This is a genomic window from Ligilactobacillus sp. ESL1201 (assembly GCF_058503265.1).
The window spans coordinates 594,292-612,247 of sequence record NZ_CP196362.1; the positions used below are offsets into that span (position 1 = coordinate 594,292).

The 17,956-nt window shown below is 46.6% G+C and carries 10 protein-coding genes, 10 tRNA genes and 2 rRNA genes; 20 read left to right on the forward strand and 2 right to left on the reverse strand.

The genetic code is table 11. From position 1 onward, the window contains the following. Positions 1 to 58 precede the first annotated feature (58 nt). The 17 genes from ACSYSK_RS02930 to whiA all read left to right on the forward strand — a co-directional run bounded on the left by ACSYSK_RS02930 (position 59) and on the right by whiA (position 12,650). Positions 59 to 131: transfer RNA gene (locus tag ACSYSK_RS02930), tRNA-Ala, on the forward strand. 139 nt (positions 132 to 270) lie between these two features. Continuing rightward, a 23S ribosomal RNA gene (locus ACSYSK_RS02935) occupies positions 271 to 3,179 on the forward strand. A 72-nt stretch (positions 3,180 to 3,251) separates the two neighbouring features. Further along, positions 3,252 to 3,368, forward strand: a 5S ribosomal RNA gene (gene rrf, locus ACSYSK_RS02940). A 6-nt stretch (positions 3,369 to 3,374) separates the two neighbouring features. Further along, a tRNA-Val gene (locus ACSYSK_RS02945) sits at positions 3,375 to 3,447 on the forward strand. A 53-nt stretch (positions 3,448 to 3,500) separates the two neighbouring features. Next, positions 3,501 to 3,573 (forward strand) — tRNA-Phe (locus ACSYSK_RS02950). Between the two features lie 4 nt (positions 3,574 to 3,577). Further along, a tRNA-Tyr gene (locus tag ACSYSK_RS02955) sits at positions 3,578 to 3,660 on the forward strand. A 3-nt stretch (positions 3,661 to 3,663) separates the two neighbouring features. Then, positions 3,664 to 3,737: transfer RNA gene (locus tag ACSYSK_RS02960), tRNA-Trp, on the forward strand. A gap of 4 nt (positions 3,738 to 3,741) precedes the next feature. After that, a tRNA-His gene (locus ACSYSK_RS02965) sits at positions 3,742 to 3,814 on the forward strand. A gap of 7 nt (positions 3,815 to 3,821) precedes the next feature. Continuing rightward, positions 3,822 to 3,893 (forward strand) — tRNA-Gln (locus ACSYSK_RS02970). A 21-nt stretch (positions 3,894 to 3,914) separates the two neighbouring features. Then, positions 3,915 to 3,985, forward strand: a tRNA-Cys gene (locus ACSYSK_RS02975). Positions 3,986 to 4,020: 35 nt separating this feature from the next. After that, positions 4,021 to 4,105, forward strand: a tRNA-Leu gene (locus ACSYSK_RS02980). Between the two features lie 221 nt (positions 4,106 to 4,326). Next, positions 4,327 to 6,327 carry an excinuclease ABC subunit UvrB gene (uvrB, locus tag ACSYSK_RS02985; RefSeq protein ID WP_491715449.1) on the forward strand — a complete coding sequence of 667 codons (2,001 nt, stop codon included), beginning with the start codon at positions 4,327 to 4,329 and terminating at the stop codon, positions 6,325 to 6,327. 11 nt (positions 6,328 to 6,338) lie between these two features. Further along, positions 6,339 to 9,173, forward strand: coding sequence for an excinuclease ABC subunit UvrA (gene uvrA, locus ACSYSK_RS02990; RefSeq protein WP_491715450.1), 2,835 nt, complete (start codon positions 6,339 to 6,341; stop codon positions 9,171 to 9,173). Between the two features lie 73 nt (positions 9,174 to 9,246). Next, positions 9,247 to 9,720, forward strand: a complete 474-nt coding sequence (locus ACSYSK_RS02995; RefSeq protein WP_491715451.1) for an S-ribosylhomocysteine lyase — start codon at positions 9,247 to 9,249, stop codon at positions 9,718 to 9,720. A 93-nt stretch (positions 9,721 to 9,813) separates the two neighbouring features. Next, positions 9,814 to 10,698 carry an RNase adapter RapZ gene (rapZ, locus tag ACSYSK_RS03000; protein WP_491715452.1) on the forward strand — a complete coding sequence of 295 codons (885 nt, stop codon included), beginning with the start codon at positions 9,814 to 9,816 and terminating at the stop codon, positions 10,696 to 10,698. Continuing rightward, positions 10,695 to 11,708 carry a gluconeogenesis factor YvcK family protein gene (locus tag ACSYSK_RS03005; protein ID WP_491715453.1) on the forward strand — a complete coding sequence of 338 codons (1,014 nt, stop codon included), beginning with the start codon at positions 10,695 to 10,697 and terminating at the stop codon, positions 11,706 to 11,708. Before rapZ ends, ACSYSK_RS03005 begins: the two co-directional genes overlap by 4 nt. A gap of 12 nt (positions 11,709 to 11,720) precedes the next feature. Beyond that, positions 11,721 to 12,650 carry a DNA-binding protein WhiA gene (gene whiA, locus ACSYSK_RS03010; RefSeq protein ID WP_491715454.1) on the forward strand — a complete coding sequence of 310 codons (930 nt, stop codon included), beginning with the start codon at positions 11,721 to 11,723 and terminating at the stop codon, positions 12,648 to 12,650. Between the two features lie 155 nt (positions 12,651 to 12,805). Here the strand turns inward: whiA and ACSYSK_RS03015 are convergent, their stop codons facing one another. Further along, positions 12,806 to 13,399, reverse strand: coding sequence for an ATP-dependent Clp protease proteolytic subunit (locus ACSYSK_RS03015; RefSeq protein WP_491715455.1), 594 nt, complete (start codon positions 13,397 to 13,399; stop codon positions 12,806 to 12,808). 260 nt (positions 13,400 to 13,659) lie between these two features. Here ACSYSK_RS03015 and ACSYSK_RS03020 point away from each other — a divergent pair, with 260 nt between their 5' ends. Together ACSYSK_RS03020 and ACSYSK_RS03025 are read left to right on the forward strand one after the other, a co-directional pair. Continuing rightward, positions 13,660 to 14,448 (forward strand): glycosyltransferase, encoded by a 789-nt coding sequence (locus ACSYSK_RS03020; protein WP_491715456.1) that lies wholly within the window; start codon positions 13,660 to 13,662, stop codon positions 14,446 to 14,448. A gap of 33 nt (positions 14,449 to 14,481) precedes the next feature. Further along, positions 14,482 to 16,230 (forward strand): ABC transporter ATP-binding protein, encoded by a 1,749-nt coding sequence (locus tag ACSYSK_RS03025; RefSeq protein ID WP_491715457.1) that lies wholly within the window; start codon positions 14,482 to 14,484, stop codon positions 16,228 to 16,230. A gap of 279 nt (positions 16,231 to 16,509) precedes the next feature. On the opposite strand, the gene ACSYSK_RS03030 is transcribed toward ACSYSK_RS03025, so the two are convergent. Beyond that, positions 16,510 to 16,581: transfer RNA gene (locus ACSYSK_RS03030), tRNA-Arg, on the reverse strand. Between the two features lie 61 nt (positions 16,582 to 16,642). Here ACSYSK_RS03030 and rpoN point away from each other — a divergent pair. Beyond that, positions 16,643 to 17,950 (forward strand): RNA polymerase factor sigma-54, encoded by a 1,308-nt coding sequence (rpoN, locus tag ACSYSK_RS03035; RefSeq protein WP_491715458.1) that lies wholly within the window; start codon positions 16,643 to 16,645, stop codon positions 17,948 to 17,950. Positions 17,951 to 17,956: the final 6 nt, after the last annotated feature.

Here is a 17,956-nt window from a genome sequence, read left to right on the forward strand (position 1 = left end):
AGGAAAATAACGGAAACTCACACAACGAAACTTTGTTTGGTTTTGAAAGCTCTACTTGGGGGCTTTAGCTCAGCTGGGAGAGCACCTGCTTTGCAAGCAGGAGGTCAACGGTTCGATCCCGTTAAGCTCCATTGACAGGCAACTGTCAAAGCATTGTTCATTGAAAACTGAATCATTTTTATTTCTTAATAATCAACCGAGAAAAACACTGCGTAAAAATTGACGAGAACAACGTCAACTCATAACCAATTTATCGTCAGATAAATTAAAGGTTAAGTTAGGAAGGGCGCATGGTGGATGCCTTGGCACTAGGAGTCGAAGAAGGACGCAACTAACAGCGAAATGCTGCGGTCAGCTGTAAGTAAGCAATGACCCGCAGATCTCCGAATGGGAAAACCCAATAACCGTGAGGTTATTATCGCTGACCGTTAAGGTCAGTTGAAGACAGACGTGGGGAACTGAAACATCTCAGTACCTGCAGGAAAAGAAAACAACAGTGATTCCCTGAGTAGCGGCGAGCGAACGGGGAACAGCCCAAACCGAAAGACTTGTCTTTCGGGGTTGTAGGACCGAACATAGACGGTGAGGAATGTAGCTGAATGATCTGGGAAGGTCAGCCATAGAAGGTGAGAGCCCTGTAAGTGAAACACGACGAACCGAGAATCGGGATCCTGAGTACGGCGGGACACGTGAAATCCCGTCGGAAGCTGGGAGGACCATCTCCCAAGGCTAAATACTACCTAGTGACCGATAGTGAACCAGTACCGTGAGGGAAAGGTGAAAAGCACCCCGGAAGGGGAGTGAAATAGTTCCTGAAACCATGTGCCTACAAGTAGTCAAAGCCCATTTAAGGGTAATGGCGTGCCTTTTGTAGAATGAACCGGCGAGTTACGTTAAGCTGCAAGGTTAAAGTGGAAAGACTGGAGCCGTAGCGAAAGCAAGTCTGAAGAGGGCGACAAAGTAGTTTGACGTAGACCCGAAACCAAGTGACCTACCCATGTCCAGGTTGAAAGTGCGGTAAAACGCACCGGAGGACCGCACCCGTGTATGTTGAAAAATGCTGGGATGAGGTGTGGGTAGCGGTGAAATTCCAAACGAACTTGGAGATAGCTGGTTCTCTCCGAAATAGCTTTAGGGCTAGCCTCGGTATGAATGATCGTGGAGGTAGAGCACTGTTTGAACTAGGGGTCCGTCTTGGGTTACTGAATTCAGATAAACTCCGAATGCCACAGATCAATGACCGGGAGTCAGACTGCGAGTGATAAGATCCGTAGTCGAAAGGGAAACAGCCCAGATCACCGATTAAGGTCCCAAAATATGTGTTAAGTGGAAAAGGATGTGGAATTGCACAGACAACTAGGATGTTGGCTCAGAAGCAGCCACCATTTAAAGAGTGCGTAATAGCTCACTAGTCGAGTGGTTCTGCGCCGAAAATGTAACGGGGCTAAACACATTACCGAAATCGTGGATCCAACCGCAGGTTGGATGGTAGGAGAGCGTTCTAAGGGCGGCGAAGCTAGACCGTAAGGACTAGTGGAGCGCTTAGAAGTGAGAATGCCGGTATGAGTAGCGCAAGGTCAGTGAGAATCTGACCCACCGAAAGACTAAGGTTTCCTGGGGAAGGCTCGTCCGCCCAGGGTAAGTCGGGACCTAAGCTGAGGCCGCAAGGCGTAGGCGATGGATAACAGGTGGAGATTCCTGTACTGATCAGATCTGATTGAACAATGGAGGGACGCAGGAGGCAAGCGAAGCGTGCGAATGGAAATGCATGTCCAAGCAGCGAGTGCGAGTGTGAGTTAAATGTTTGCATTCAAGCAACACGAGCTGTGATGGGGAGCGAAATCTAAGTAGCGAAGGGAAGCGAGTCACACTGCCGAGAAAAGCTTCTAGTAAGGATCTGGTCACCCGTACCGCAAACCGACACAGGTAGTCGAGGAGAGTATCCTCAGGTGAGCGAGAGAACTCTCGTTAAGGAACTCGGCAAAATGACCCCGTAACTTCGGGAGAAGGGGTGCTGATCTAACGATCAGCCGCAGTGAATAGGCCCAGGCGACTGTTTATCAAAAACACAGGTTTCTGCAAAATCGTAAGATGAAGTATAGGGGCTGACGCCTGCCCGGTGCTGGAAGGTTAAGCGGATGAGTTAGCGCAAGCGAAGCTCAAAAGTGAAGCCCCAGTAAACGGCGGCCGTAACTATAACGGTCCTAAGGTAGCGAAATTCCTTGTCGGGTAAGTTCCGACCCGCACGAAAGGCGTAACGATCTGGGCACTGTCTCAACGAGAGACTCGGTGAAATTATAATACCCGTGAAGATGCGGGTTACCCGCGACAGGACGGAAAGACCCCATGGAGCTTTACTGTAGCTTGATATTGGGTGTTCGTATAACTTGTACAGGATAGGTAGGAGCCATAGAAGGCGGAACGTCAGTTTCGCCCGAGGCGTTGGTGGGATACTACCCTCGTTGTATGAACACTCTAACCCACACCGGTTAACCCGGTGGGAGACAGTGTCTGGTAGGCAGTTTGACTGGGGCGGTCGCCTCCTAAAAGGTAACGGAGGCGCCCAAAGGTTCCCTCAAAATGGTTGGAAATCATTTGCAGAGTGTAAAGGCACAAGGGAGCTTGACTGCGAGACCTACAAGTCGAGCAGGGACGAAAGTCGGGCTTAGTGATCCGGTGGTTCCGTATGGAAGGGCCATCGCTCAACGGATAAAAGCTACCCTGGGGATAACAGGCTTATCTCCCCCAAGAGTTCACATCGACGGGGAGGTTTGGCACCTCGATGTCGGCTCATCGCATCCTGGGGCTGTAGTCGGTCCCAAGGGTTGGGCTGTTCGCCCATTAAAGCGGTACGCGAGCTGGGTTCAGAACGTCGTGAGACAGTTCGGTCCCTATCCGTCGCGGGCGTAGGAAATTTGCGAGGATCTGTCCTTAGTACGAGAGGACCGGGATGGACATACCGCTGGTGTACCAGTTGTCTTGCCCAAGGCAGCGCTGGGTAGCTAAGTATGGATGAGATAAACGCTGAAAGCATCTAAGTGCGAAACTCGCCTCCAGATGAGATTTCCCATTCAGAAATGAAGTAAGACCCCTGAGAGAATAACAGGTAGATAGGATGGAAGTGGAAGTGCCGTGAGGCATGGAGCGGACCATTACTAATCGGTCGAGGACTTAACCAAGTAGCAAGCGCAGTGGAAGTCGGAAGACAGAAGAAATAAAGATGATTTAGTTTTGAGTGAGCAAAGCTCACGTGTGGTGATGATGGCACGAAGGCTACACCTGTTCCCATGCCGAACACAGCAGTTAAGCTTCGTCACGCCGAGAGTAGTTGGGGGATCGCCCCCTGCGAGGGTAGGTCGTCGCCACGCAATTATGGAGGATTAGCTCAGTTGGGAGAGCGTCTGCCTTACAAGCAGAGGGTCACAGGTTCGAGCCCTGTATCCTCCATTATTACGATAATGTGTTATTGGTTAATCGTTAATATACAATTGAAAGTTTTTGGCTCGGTAGCTCAGTCGGTAGAGCAATGGATTGAAGCTCCATGTGTCGGCGGTTCGATTCCGTCCCGCGCCATTATGGAAGGGTAGCGAAGTCTGGCTAAACGCGGCGGACTGTAAATCCGCTCCTTCGGGTTCGGTGGTTCGAATCCACTCCCTTCCATATAGGGATATAGTTCAACGGTAGAACAACGGTCTCCAAAACCGTCGATGCGGGTTCAAGTCCTGCTATCCCTGCCATATGGCGGTAGTGGCGAAGTGGTTAACGCACCGGATTGTGGCTCCGGCACGCGTGGGTTCGATTCCCACCTACCGCCCTGTAATTGGGGTATAGCCAAGCGGTAAGGCATGAGACTTTGACTCTCACATGCGCTGGTTCGAATCCAGCTATCCCAATAAGGATTTGTTCCTTAAAATGGCGGTATAGCCAAGTGGTAAGGCAGAGGTCTGCAAAACCTTCATCACCGGTTCAAATCCGGTTACCGCCTTTAGCTGTTGCTTGGCGCTAACATTTTATTATTTTGCCGGTGTGGCGGAATTGGCAGACGCGCTGGACTCAAAATCCAGTTCCCGTTGAGGGAGTATCGGTTCGACCCCGATCACCGGTATCTTAGATACTATTTTGTAACAGTAAACGCCTAGAAATAGGCGTTTTTATTTTGTATAAAAGATATTAAAAGTAATTTGATGTCTTGCTGTTGTTCAAGTGAATATGATGCTGACGAGTATTGCTGTTTACCAGTCAATACTTGTTTTTTTGTGTGTCATTATAAAAATGCTATAATTGAACCTGCTACTAATAGTCAAATAATTAAGGGGGTAAGTTCTAGTGATTGAAAAGCAAAGCCAGCGACAATTTGAACTTGTTTCAAATTATCAACCGACTGGAGATCAACCAGCAGCAATCGAACAACTAACTGCAGGCATTGAATCCGGCGAAAAAGCGCAGATCTTGTTGGGCGCGACCGGTACGGGTAAAACATTTACTATCTCTAACGTGATCAAAAATGTCAATAAGCCTACGTTAGTATTAGCGCATAATAAAACTTTAGCCGGTCAATTGTACGGTGAGTTTAAGGAATTTTTCCCCCATAATGCGGTTGAATATTTTGTGAGTTATTATGATTATTATCAGCCAGAAGCTTACGTTCCTTCTAGCGACACTTATATTGAAAAAGATTCTAGTATTAATGATGAAATTGATAAATTACGTCACTCTGCAACCAGTTCGTTATTAGAACGTAACGATGTGATCGTCGTGGCGTCGGTTTCGTCTATCTTCGGTTTGGGCGATCCTGCTGAATATAGGGCGCACACGATTTCCTTACGGGTCGGACAAGAGATCGAACGCAACCGCCTTTTAAGTCAACTGGTCGATATTCAATTTGAAAGAAACGACATTGACTTTCAACGGGGGCGCTTTCGGGTGAGGGGAGACGTGGTTGAAATTTTTCCCGCTTCCCACGACGAGCGCGCCTTACGCGTTGAGTTTTTTGGTGATGAAATTGACCGGATCAGAGAAGTCGATTCGCTAACAGGAGAGATAATTGGCGATCGTGATCACGTTGCCATTTTCCCGGCGACCCACTTCATGACCAACGACGAACGGATGCACGAAGCAATAGAGGGCATTGAAGCCGAATTAAAAGAGCGCAGTGCTGAACTGACGGCTCAAAGTAAGTTATTAGAAGTTCAGCGTTTAGAGCAACGAACGACTTATGACGTTGAAATGCTCAAGGAAATGGGTTATTGTTCGGGAATCGAAAATTATTCGCGCCACATGGATGGGCGTAAAAAAGGAGAACCCCCCTTCACGTTACTGGACTTCTTTCCCAAAGATTTTTTGATCGTGGTCGATGAGTCACACGTAACGATGCCTCAGGTACGTGGAATGTATAATGGAGACCGGTCGCGTAAGCAAATGTTGGTCGATTACGGCTTTCGCTTGCCCAGCGCGTTGGACAACCGGCCCTTAAAGTTAGCCGAATTTGAAAAACACGTGCACCAAATCGTTTATATGTCGGCTACCCCGGGACCCTACGAGTACGAGCAAACTGATCATATCGTAGAGCAGATCATTCGCCCGACTGGCTTATTAGATCCGACGGTTGAAGTGCGCGAAACCAACGGACAAATGGACGACTTGGTTTCTGAAATCAACGAAAGAGTCGAACAACACGAGCGTGTTTTTGTGACTACACTGACGAAAAAGATGGCGGAAGATCTGACCGATTATTTTAAGGAATTGGGTATTAAGGTCAAATACTTGCATTCAGACATTAAAACGTTGGAACGAACCGAGATCATTCGGGATCTACGTTTAGGCAAGTTCGACGTTTTAGTGGGGATCAACTTGTTACGGGAAGGAATCGATGTGCCGGAGGTTTCTTTGATCGCAATTTTAGATGCCGATAAGGAAGGATTTTTGCGTAACGAACGGTCGCTGATCCAAACGATCGGGCGGGCAGCGCGCAATGTCCACGGGCACGTGATCCTATACGCTGATGAGGTGACCGATTCGATGCAAAAGGCGATGGATGAAACAGCCAGACGGCGGCAAATCCAGCAACAGTATAATGAAGAACATGGCATCGTTCCACAGACGATCAAAAAAGAGATCAGGGCGGCAATTTCCGGTGTGGTGCCAGCGACAGGAAAAGATGACACTACAAGTGATGGCGTTGATTTTAGTCACTTAAAACGTGCTGACCAAAAAGAAATGATCCAAAACTTAGAAGATCAGATGAAAAATGCTGCTAAGTCGCTGAATTTTGAAGAGGCGGCGACTTTGCGGGATACGGTCTTTGAACTTAAAGCGCAGATCAGTTAGGAGTTAGGATATTGGCGCAAGATAAAATTAAGATCCACGGTGCACGAGCACATAATTTAAAAAATATTGATGTTACTTTGCCTAAAAATAAGCTGATCGTAATGACCGGTTTATCAGGTTCGGGGAAAAGCTCGTTAGCGTTTGATACGTTATACGCGGAAGGCCAGAGAAGATACGTTGAAAGCCTCTCGTCGTATGCACGGCAGTTTTTAGGGCAGATGGATAAGCCGGACGTCGACTCGATCGATGGGTTGTCGCCTGCCATTTCGATCGACCAAAAAACGACCTCTAAAAATCCGCGCTCGACGGTCGGGACGGTAACGGAGATCAACGATTATTTGCGCTTATTATGGGGAAGAGTCGGGACCCCGATCTGTCCTAACGACGGACACGAGATCACTAGTCAGTCACCCGAACAGATGGTTCAACGGGTACTGGCTTTGCCGCAACGAACTAAACTGCAGATCTTGGCGCCCGTCGTGCGAGCTAAAAAAGGGCAGCATAAAAAAGTGCTGACTAAAATTAAGCGTGAGGGCTTTGTTCGGGTGATCATCGACGGACAGACACATGATATCGAAGAACAGATCGAATTAGATAAAAACGTGCAGCATTCGATCGCAGTGGTAGTCGACCGGATCGTAGTTAAAAAGGGAATTAAGGCACGTTTGTTCGATTCTTTTGAAGCCGCTTTACGCCTCTCTGGTGGTTATGCGTTTGCTGCGATCGTAGGAGGGCAGACGATTCAATTTTCGGAAAACTTTGCCTGTCCTTACTGCGGTTTCACGATCGGAGAATTAGAGCCGCGTCTTTTTTCTTTTAACGCGCCGTTTGGTGCCTGTCCAGACTGCGACGGCTTAGGGATCAAACTGGAAGTTGACCGCGATTTGGTCGTACCAGACAAGAAAAAAACGTTAGCACAAGGAGCGATCGCGCCCTGGAATCCGATCAGCTCTCAGTACTACCCGACTTTATTGCAGCAGGCCTGTGACAAGTTTGGCATTGCACTGGATGTTCCCTTTAATCAGCTGCCTAAAAAACAGCAGCGGATCATTTTATACGGGAACGGTAAGCAGACGTTCCATTTTACCTTTAGTGGTGAATTTGGGGGTAAGCGTGACTTAGAAATGCAATTCGAGGGCGTTATTCCTAACATAGAACGGCGTTACCGGGAGACTAACAGTGATTTTACCCGCGATGTGATGCGTAAGTACATGACGAGTTTGACTTGCCAGACGTGTCACGGTTACCGCCTCAACGAAAAGGCGTTGGCGGTGCAGATCGCGCACAAAAATATCGGTGAAGTCACGGCCTTGTCGATTGGGAGTGCCATCAAGTTCTTTTCCAAACTGCATTTTTCCCAACAAAATGCCCAGATCGCCCAGCCGATTTTAAAGGAGATCAACGACCGGCTGGCGTTTTTACAAAATGTGGGACTGTCATATTTGACACTCAGTCGGTCGGCTCGGACTTTGTCTGGCGGTGAGGCCCAACGGATCCGCTTGGCGACTCAGATTGGCTCCAACTTGTCGGGAGTTATGTATATTTTAGATGAGCCTTCGATCGGTTTGCACCAACGCGATAACGACCGGCTGATCGCTTCTTTGAAAAAAATGCGTGATCTGGGAAATACGTTGATCGTGGTCGAACACGATGAAGACACGATCAAAGCGGCCGATTACGTGGTAGATATTGGCCCGGGTGCAGGGGTTCATGGCGGCCAAGTAATGGCCAGTGGGACACCTAAGCAGGTCGCACGCAGTGCCAAATCCATCACGGGACAGTATTTAGCGGGCAAACGTTACATCCCGATCCCCGCTACAAGAAGAGCTGGCAGTGGCAAAAAAGTAACGGTGACAGGGGCCAGCGAAAACAACCTGAAAAATTTGACAGTAGATTTTCCTTTGGGGAAATTTATTACGGTGACAGGCGTTTCCGGTTCCGGTAAGTCAACGTTAGTCAACCTAATTTTAAAGCGAGCACTAGCCCAAAAATTGAATCACAGTACGGTCAAACCGGGACGTTACGAAAAAATCAGCGGCTACCAGGACCTAGAAAAAGTGATCGATATCGACCAGTCGCCGATCGGACGCACACCGCGCAGCAACCCAGCCACTTATACCAGCGTGTTTGATGACGTCCGCACGCTATTTGCCCAGACCAACGAAGCTAAAATGCGGGGGTACGGCAAGGGCAGGTTTAGTTTTAACGTCAAAGGCGGGCGCTGCGAAGCTTGCAAGGGCGACGGAATCTTAAAAATCGAAATGAATTTCTTGCCGGACGTTTACGTTCCCTGTGAAGTTTGCCACGGCACTCGTTTTAATTCGGAAACCCTAGAGATCGAATACAAGGGTAAAACGATCGCTGACGTGTTGGAAATGACCGTCAGTGAGGCGCTCGAGTTTTTTGCTCCGATCCCTAAGATCAAACGTAAACTGCAAACGATCATCGACGTGGGTTTAGGTTACGTTAAGTTAGGGCAACCGGCGACGACTCTTTCAGGTGGGGAAGCACAAAGAATGAAATTAGCGGCGGAATTGCACCGCAAGTCTAACGGCAAAACTTTTTATATTTTGGATGAACCGACAACGGGATTGCACACGGAAGATATCAAGCATTTGTTAGTCGTGTTACAACGCTTGGTCGATAAGGGTAACACGGTATTAGTGATCGAACATAATTTAGACGTGATCAAAACCGCTGATTACCTGATCGACTTGGGACCCGAAGGCGGTGCTGGTGGTGGTCAGGTCGTAGCGACGGGGACTCCCGAACAGATCGCTGCTTGTCCCGCTAGCTACACGGGGCAGTATTTAAAAACGATGTTAGCTAACGGCCACTACGAGTAATGGCAAAAATGACTTGCAATTCTGAAGTAAACTGCTAGAGTTAAGTTATTATTAAAGAAAGTAGAGTGATATTATGGCAAAAGTAGAAAGTTTTACGCTTGATCATACGGCGGTCAAGGCTCCGTACGTACGACTAATTACCGTTGAAAAGGGAGAAAAGGGAGATCGAATCTCTAATTTTGATTTACGGTTAGTTCAACCTAACGAAAATGCGATCCCGACCGCTGGGTTACACACCATCGAACACATGTTAGCCGGCTATTTGCGGGATCATTTAAGCGGTGTGATCGATTGCTCGCCGTTTGGTTGTCGGACTGGTTTTCATTTGATCACGTGGGGAGAACACGACACTGAAACGGTAGCTAAGGCGCTCAAGCAGTCATTAGAAGATATTTGCCAATCATCTTGGTCCGACGTTCAGGGAACAGACATCAAGAGCTGCGGCAATTACCGTGACCATTCACTTTTTTCCGCACAGGAATGGTGCCGTAAGATCTTAGACGAAGGGATCTCGTCTGACCCGTTTGAACGTAAAGTAGTGAAGTAATTAAAAAAATGATCTGGAAGGTAGTTGCTTTCCGGATTTTTTATGGCTTGAAAAAAATGATACGCCCGGATGGATACAAGGGAGATGACGAAAATGTCAGAAAAATTTGAGGTAGTGATCTTGACCGGAATGAGCGGTGCCGGCAAAACGGTGGCGATGCAAAGCTTTGAGGATCTGAATTATTTTTGCGTCGATAACATGCCACCGACGCTGGTACCCAAGTTTTATGAACTGATCAAAGAGGCGGGTAAGATTCATAAAGTGGCGCTCGGTATCGATTTGCGTTCGCGTTCTTTTTACGAACAGATCACGCACACCTTAAACCAGATCGAAGATAACCCGGCAATCAGGGTCCAGATCGTTTTTTTGGATACGTCGGACGAAGAGTTGGTCTCGCGTTATAAAGAAACGCGTCGGGCTCACCCGCTGGCTCGTGAAGGCCGGTTGTTGGATGGGATCGCCCGTGAGCGGAACTTGTTAGCGGAGATCAGGAGTCAAGCGCAGTTGGTGATCGATACGACTAATTTGTCGCCGCGGCAGTTGCGTGAGGAGATTTTTCACACCTTTCAAAATGATCAGAGTACGCCTTTTCACGTCGAGGTCATGTCATTTGGTTTTAAGTACGGCTTACCGATCGACGCCGATATCGTTATGGACGTGCGCTTTTTGCCCAACCCTTATTATGTGACGGAATTAAAGGAACAGACGGGGTTAGACCAAGATGTCAGTGATTACGTGATGAATTCCACGACGGCACAAAAATTTTACCAGGATTTCGCACACCTGCTGGAAGAGATTTTGCCCGGCTATATTGCGGAAGGGAAATCGAGTTTAGTGATCGCTATTGGATGTACAGGCGGGCAGCATAGGTCCGTCGCGTTAGCCCATAAAATCGGTGAACGATTGCAAAAAAATTATCCCGTGCGCATTTCTCACCGTGACATGCACAAGCGAAAGGAGACTGTCAATCGTTCATGAAAGCGAAAAAAAACAAGCGCCCGTCACTAGTAGTGATCGGCGGCGGGACCGGCTTGCCGGTGATCTTAAACGGTTTGCGTAGGTCTAACGCTGATATTACGGCTATTGTGACGGTGGCTGACGATGGTGGTTCTTCGGGGGTTTTACGCGACTATATCAACGTGGTCCCTCCCGGCGATATTCGTAACGTTTTGGTGTCGTTGTCGGACATGCCCCGATTGTATAAAAATATTTTTCAGTACCGTTTCGCTTCTAAAGACCAGTTTTTTTCGGGACACGCGATCGGTAATCTGATCATCGCGGCGTTATCCGAGATGTACCAGGATGATATTTTTGCCGCGGTCCAAAAACTCTCCGAAATGATGCGGGTGGACGGTAACGTTTATCCCGCCGCCGATGTTCCTTTGACGCTGAATGCTCAATTTAGCGATGGCACGGTCATGACTGGGGAAGCTGAGATCACGGCGGCCCACAAGACGATCACTAAAGTTTGGGTCACCAGCTCACAGTTAGCTAAACCGCAGGCACGACCGGAAGTGATCAAGGCGATCATGGAAGCCGACCAGATCGTTTTGGGTCCGGGCAGTTTATTTACGAGCATTTTGCCTAACTTAATGATCGAAAATGTGGGGCAGGCGCTTTGTGCCACAAAGGCCGAAGTAGTTTATATTTGTAATATCATGACTCAAAAAGGGGAAACCGAAAAATTTACCGACGCCGACCACGTCCGGGTCTTAAACGAACATTTAGGACAGCAATTTATTGACACCGTGTTAGTCAACACCGAGCCCGTTCCTGCCGATTATTTGGACAGTCAAAAATATAACGAGATCTTGTATCAAGTTAAGTATGACTTTGCGGGACTACGCGCACAAGGCTGCCGGGTGATCTCCGATAACTTTTTGTGTCTGCGCGAGCGGGGAGTTTTTCACGATGGAACTAAAGTGGTCAACGAGCTGATGCAACTGATTAGCCGCCCGAAGTCGTGGGAAGTTAGCAACTATAATTAAGGGGGCTTTTGCGTGTCATATGCTAGTGAAGTTAAAAAAGAGCTGACGATGCTGGAAGTCCGCCAGGCTGCTAACGGTAAAGCGGAGCTGGCTGCGTTGATCAGAATGAATGGTTCTTTGAGTTTAGTCAATCACCATTTTGTTTTGAGCATTCAAACGGAAAACCCAGCGATCGCCCGCAGGATCTACTGGTTGCTCGACCATTTTTATGGCGCTAAAAGTGAACTGAGCGTCCGCAAAAAAATGAAGTTGAAAAAAAATAACTTGTACGTCGTCCGCGTACGCAAGGAAACTCAAAAAGTCCTGCAAGACTTAGATATCGTAGTGGGGATGCAGATCAAACAGACGGTCCCACCGGAATTTATGCGTTTAGATGGTCCCGTGCGTTCTTACCTGCGGGGGGCATTTTTAGCGACGGGGTCGGTTAATAATCCGGAAACTAGCCGCTATCACTTGGAAATTTATTCCTTATATGAAAGTCACAACGATTCGATTTGTGAGTTGATGAATCACTATCACCTCCATGCGCGTAAAACCGAAAGAAGGAGTGGCTACATCACTTATCTCAAGGAAGGCGAGAAAATTGCTGATTTTTTGTCTTTGATCGGTGCGACGAAATCGATGCTTAAATTTGAAGATATTCGGATCATGCGTGATATGCGCAACTCGGTCAACCGGATCGTTAATTGCGAAAACGCCAACCTGAATAAAGTGGCAGATGCCGCTACCAAGCAAATCGCTAACATTAAACTGATCGACGAGAAGATCGGGTTAAATAAGTTGCCGGTAAAATTACAACAGATGGCGCTAACGCGAGTGCAACACCCAGACGTTAGTTTAAAAGAATTGGGTAATTTTGTGGCTGACGGACCGATTTCAAAGTCCGGGGTTAATCATCGTTTGCGTAAGATCAATGAGTTTGCCCAAAAATTAAGTGAATAGGGAAAAAGGAGTTGGGACAAACTGCTGTTTTTTCGAGCACGATCAAACAAGCTGTGAGTCAATCCTATTTTACTTACGGAAAACAAAAAAGAGGCTGGAACAAAACAGAATTTTGTTCCAGTCCCTTTTCATAACCGTGCTTTTCTCGCAGCTTGTTATTTTAATTTTTTCTTGTTAGTCATGATCTTATCGATCAGGCCGTAATCTACCGCCTCTTGGGCCGACATGAAATTATCACGTTCAGTGTCGTGGTTGATCGTTTCGATTTCTTGGCCCGTCGCCTCCGCTAAAATCTGGTTGATCACCTTACGGGTTTTAGAAATGTGTTTAGCGGCGATCTGAATTTCCGTTGACTGGCCTTGAGCACCGCCTAATGGCTGGTGGATCAAGATTTCTGAGTTAGGTAAAGCAAAACGCTTACCTTTAGTCCCACTGGTTGCCAAAATCGAAGCCATCGAAGCTGCCATGCCCAATACGATCGTTTGCACGTCAGCATTGACAAAATTCATGGTATCTAGGATCGCTAACCCAGCGGAAACCGATCCGCCGGGAGAATTGATATACATATAGATGTCTTTATTAGCGTCCTGTGCGTCTAAGAAGAGTAATTGCGCGATGATCGCGTTAGCCATGTCATCATTAACTTCGCCCGAAACCATGATGATCCGGTCTTTTAGTAAGCGTGAGTAAATATCATAAGCACGTTCGCCCTGTGGTGATTGTTCAATAACTGTTGGTACCAAATTCATAGTCCAAAAGCCTCCTCGTAATCTAACTGATAATGGTTAATTGATTTATAAATAGTTTACTCTATAGGTCAAAAAAGGTCAAACTTAAAGCACGTTGCACATAGTAGAATCTTTTTTCACCGTTAACTTCGTGTTATTATAGTAAGTGATTACTAACCTAAGGAGTTGTCGTTACTTTTTTGACAATTTCTCGATAAACTAATAAAATTTGTGCTAAGGAGGTTTTTACGATTAATATTTTGTATTGTGGCGATGACCAGATGTTTGAAGGCATTTTGCTGTCAATATTATCACTGACTAAAAATGTGACTGAACCGTGCACTTTTTATTTGGTGACCGCTGACTTAAGCAATGGTAAACAACATTTTCACCCACTTAGTACAGCTCATGTTGAGTATTTAGCTGATTTAGTGCGTAGTAAAAATGCCCAGCACCGGGTCCAAAAAATCGATCTGACCTCAGTCTTTAACGCTGATCCTCCGACTGCTAACCTCAAGACGCTGTTTACGCCTTACAGTATGCTGCGTTTGTACGTTGATTTGGTGCCGGAAATTCCGCAGCGGTTATTATACTTAGACACGGATATTATTTGTCACCGGCCGTTTCAGGATTTTTATTACCAATCACTGGCGCAAACGGAAGTGGTAGGGGTGTTAGATTATTACGGTCGCTGGTTTTTCCATTACCAATTAAAAAAATTTGATTACCTTAATTCAGGAATGTTGTTACTAAACATGGAAATGATTCGCCAGACAGGGTTGTTTGCTAAGTGTCGGGCTTATTGTCGCCGGCACCGTTTGATCATGCCGGACCAATCGGCAATCAATAAGTTTGCTACTACCAAACGCCTGGCGGATAGAAAATATAACGAGCAACATGGAGTGAATAAGGAGACGGTATTTCAGCATTTTTCTACCAGCTGGAAGCTGTTTCCGGTGATCCATCCCGTTTCCATCAAGCCGTGGGAGATCGATAAAGTCTTTGCCGCGGGATTGGTGGGGGATGATACGGCCGTGTTTGATGAGTATTTGCAATTAGTAGATCCTTAAAACGGCCATTTTGTTGTAGTCAAAGGAGAATTCATGCAGATAAAGAAAAGATTGCTGGGCCATGGCCGCGGACTAGCGGCGTTGATTTTGCAACTTCGGCCCCATTACTGGAAATTTGTGAGCGGTATTTTATTAGGAATGGTTTCGATCTTTCTTCAATTAATAGTACCAGTAATGGCTAAACAGATCATCAATCAGGTACAACATTCTTTGGCTAATGTGAACACCGGATTAGTAGTCTTGGGTTGCCTAGTGTTTGTTTGTAGCACATTATTAGGAGCGCTTTCTGGCGGATTTTTGGGATTTTTTGGTGAAGAAGTCGTGCGCCAATTGCGTGTCAAGTTATGGGACAAGGTACTGACCTTACCATTAGGTTATTTTGCTCGTAATCGTGCGGGAGAAATTGCTTCGCGGATCACCAACGATGCCAATCAAGTCAAGGAGTTACTCGCTAATTCTTTACCTAAAATGGCGACTTCCTTGTTGCAATTAGTCGGAGTATTGTGCTTTATGTTGGCGATGGACTGGAAAATGACGATCGTTTTGTTCGCAGTTATCCCGTTGTTACTCGTTATTTTGTCGCCAATTTTGAAACGGTCGGCTAAGTTGGGGAAAAAGCGGCAACATTATTTGGCTCAGCTCAACGGTAAAGTGACCGAGATGTTGGCAGAAGTCCAGCTAGTCAAGGCGGCTAATGCGGAACCGCTGGAGCGCAAAAAAGGGCGTCAGCAGATGAGCTTGCTGTATCAAGTTGGCTGTAAAGAAGCGATTTACGACGCCATTACGGGGCCAGTGACCGGGTTGATCATGTTAATGACGATCATCGGGATTTTATTGTACGGGGCTGTGCGGATCAAGTCAGGTACATTGGATACCGGTACTTTACTGGCATTTATGATGTATTTGGTGCAGTTGCTCGTGCCTTTTACTACCTTGGGACAGTTTATGACCGATTTTGCCAAGGCGACTGGGGCAACGACTAAGATCCAAGAATTGTTAAACGAAACAGAAGAAGTCTGTGACCAGGGAACAAAACTGATGCTAGAGCAGCGGCAGATCAAAATGGAAGATGTTGCCTTTACATATCCATCAGGAAGAAAAAGTCTGCGAAAAATCAATTTCACGGTTCAACCTAATTCGCTAGTAGCGTTTGTGGGGCCTTCTGGTGGTGGTAAATCCACTATTTTTAAATTAATGGAACGTTTTTACGAACCGGACAGTGGAAAAATCATGATCGGTGATACCGATTTGGCTCAGCTTAACTTGGAAAGTTGGCGCAAGCAACTGGGACTGGTTGACCAAAATGCCGCGGCCGTGGCGGGGACGATCCGCTATAATTTGACTTATGGTATGACTCAGGACTTCAGTGATGATGATTTGTGGCACGTGTTAGATTTGGCGTACGCTAAGGATTTTGTAGCGGCAATGCCCGAACAATTAGACACGCAGATCGGTGAGCGGGCGATGAGCCTTTCGGGAGGACAGCGCCAGCGTTTGGCGATCGCCCGCGTCTTTTTGCGCGACCCGCGTTTATTGATGTTAGACGAAGCGACGGCTAGTTTGGATCCAGCCGCGGAAGCGATGATCCAAAAGGCGTTGGCTAAACTGATGAAAGGACGCACGACTTTTGTGATTGCGCACCGCTTAAATACGATCATCGGCGCCGACCAGATCTATTTTATCAATAATGGTAAGGTCGGTGGCTCGGGAACACACCAGCAGCTACTGCACACTTATCCGCTGTACCGGGAGTACTTTCATAGTCAGTTTGAGAAAAAATAAGTTCGCTGTGGTGATTAAAATTTTAACTAAGATAAAATGGGACTGGAACAAAATTCTGTTTTGTTCCGGTCCTATTTTTGGTTTTCGTAAGTAATGGACTTGATCGCTTTTTGTTTCAACTCTTTTTTGTTATTGGTAAAAATATTTTAGGATATTAGGTAAAAATGCTCCAAGAAAGTTGTATATTATAATTGTGGCTAAATCATTTTTAGTGGTAAAAGAAAAAGCCTTTAAAAGTTAAGGCTTCTGACTGTCATATTTAAAATTAAAATTCGGCGATGCGCCAACAGGGAGTCGAACCCTGATCTCAAGAACCGGAATCTTGCGTGCGATCCATTACACTATCGGCGCGTGCTTAACTATTCTAACTCAAGTGATTTTAAAATACAAGTACTTTTAAGGAGAAATTTGCATGGCATTACAACAAAGCCTAAATCAGCAGCAAAAACAGGTTCAAAAGCTAGCGATGACGCAACGAATGCAGCAATCGATCCAAATTTTAAAGTTTAATACCGATGAATTAAAAGAATACTTAGCACAAAAACAGTTAGACAATCCGTTTTTGATCGTTAACCCGGCACTTAGAAAAGAGCAAAGTTACGTTAGTCACAGTGCAGATACGAGCGATTGGACGACGTATACTGCGACCCAAAAAACGCAGTCACTTTACGATTATTTGTTAGAACAGATTCATTTGACGATGCGCAAGACCGTTTTACGCGGGTGGGTGATCTATTTGTTGGAGCACCTCGACTTAAACGGGTATTTAGAAATTGATTTGAATGAATTAGTCGCACAAAAAAAGGTGGACCAAACGACGATCATCGACGCGTTGACGCTGTTACAGCAATTAGATCCGCCGGGCGTGGGTGCGCGTAATTTGCAAGAATGCTTGTTGTTACAAAGTCAAAATGATAGCAACGCTCCCGCATTGACGTGCGAGATCTTAGCTCAGGACTTTAAGGACTTTAGCGATCGTAAATGGGGGCCCTTAGCACAAAAGTACGGTATTCCTTTAGCCGATCTGCAAAAAATCTTTGATTACGTCCAAACGTTGTCACCGGCACCGGGAGCAGCTTATAATCAAAATCCGGTAGGCTACATCCAACCGGACTTAATTTTAACTAAAACGGCTGAAGGCCAACTGACGTTAGCGGCTACCAGGCAGTCGGTTCCTAAAATTGCGTTTCGTACGGCTTATTTTCAACGGATGGCAGCGGAAAAAGATCCAGCAGTCCAAGCCTATTTGGAACAAAAGAAAAAAGAATACGGCGTGATCGCAAAAGACATCGAACAGCGGGGCAGTACGTTATTACGGGTGGGAAACGAAATCGTCGCCCGCCAAAAGGAATTTTTCTGGGGGAAAACGACGAGGTTAAAGCCTTTATTACTCAGGGACGTCGCGCAGAAGTTGCAGTTACACGAATCGACGGTCAGCCGCACGATCAACGGCAAGTATTTACAAACTGATGCGGGAGTTTTTGAACTGAAGAGTTTCTTTTCTCAGGCGGTAAACTACGGTCAAGAAGAGCTAACCGCAGCCGACGTTAAGGAAATGATCAAAAAACAAATTGCCCAAGAGGATCCTAAAGAACCGCTGTCCGATCAACGCATAACCGTCGATCTAGCAGCGAAGGGACTGAAATTGTCCCGCAGAACAGTTGCGAAATACCGGGAACAGCTGGGAATAGTTAGTTCGAGCAAAAGGAAAAAATACTGAGAAGGT

Excerpts from the sequence above, each read along its gene's own strand:
- ACSYSK_RS03020 (WP_491715456.1), top strand. The coding sequence starts at position 13,660 with ATGTTTGAAGGCATTTTGCTGTCAATATTATCACTGACTAAAAATGTG.
- ACSYSK_RS03005 (WP_491715453.1), top strand. The coding sequence starts at position 10,695 with ATGAAAGCGAAAAAAAACAAGCGCCCGTCACTAGTAGTGATCGGCGGC.
- ACSYSK_RS02995 (WP_491715451.1), top strand. The coding sequence starts at position 9,247 with ATGGCAAAAGTAGAAAGTTTTACGCTTGATCATACGGCGGTCAAGGCT.
- rpoN (WP_491715458.1), top strand. The coding sequence starts at position 16,643 with ATGGCATTACAACAAAGCCTAAATCAGCAGCAAAAACAGGTTCAAAAG.
- ACSYSK_RS03015 (WP_491715455.1), bottom strand. The coding sequence starts at position 13,399 with ATGAATTTGGTACCAACAGTTATTGAACAATCACCACAGGGCGAACGT.
- rapZ (WP_491715452.1), top strand. The coding sequence starts at position 9,814 with ATGTCAGAAAAATTTGAGGTAGTGATCTTGACCGGAATGAGCGGTGCC.
- ACSYSK_RS03025 (WP_491715457.1), top strand. The coding sequence starts at position 14,482 with ATGCAGATAAAGAAAAGATTGCTGGGCCATGGCCGCGGACTAGCGGCG.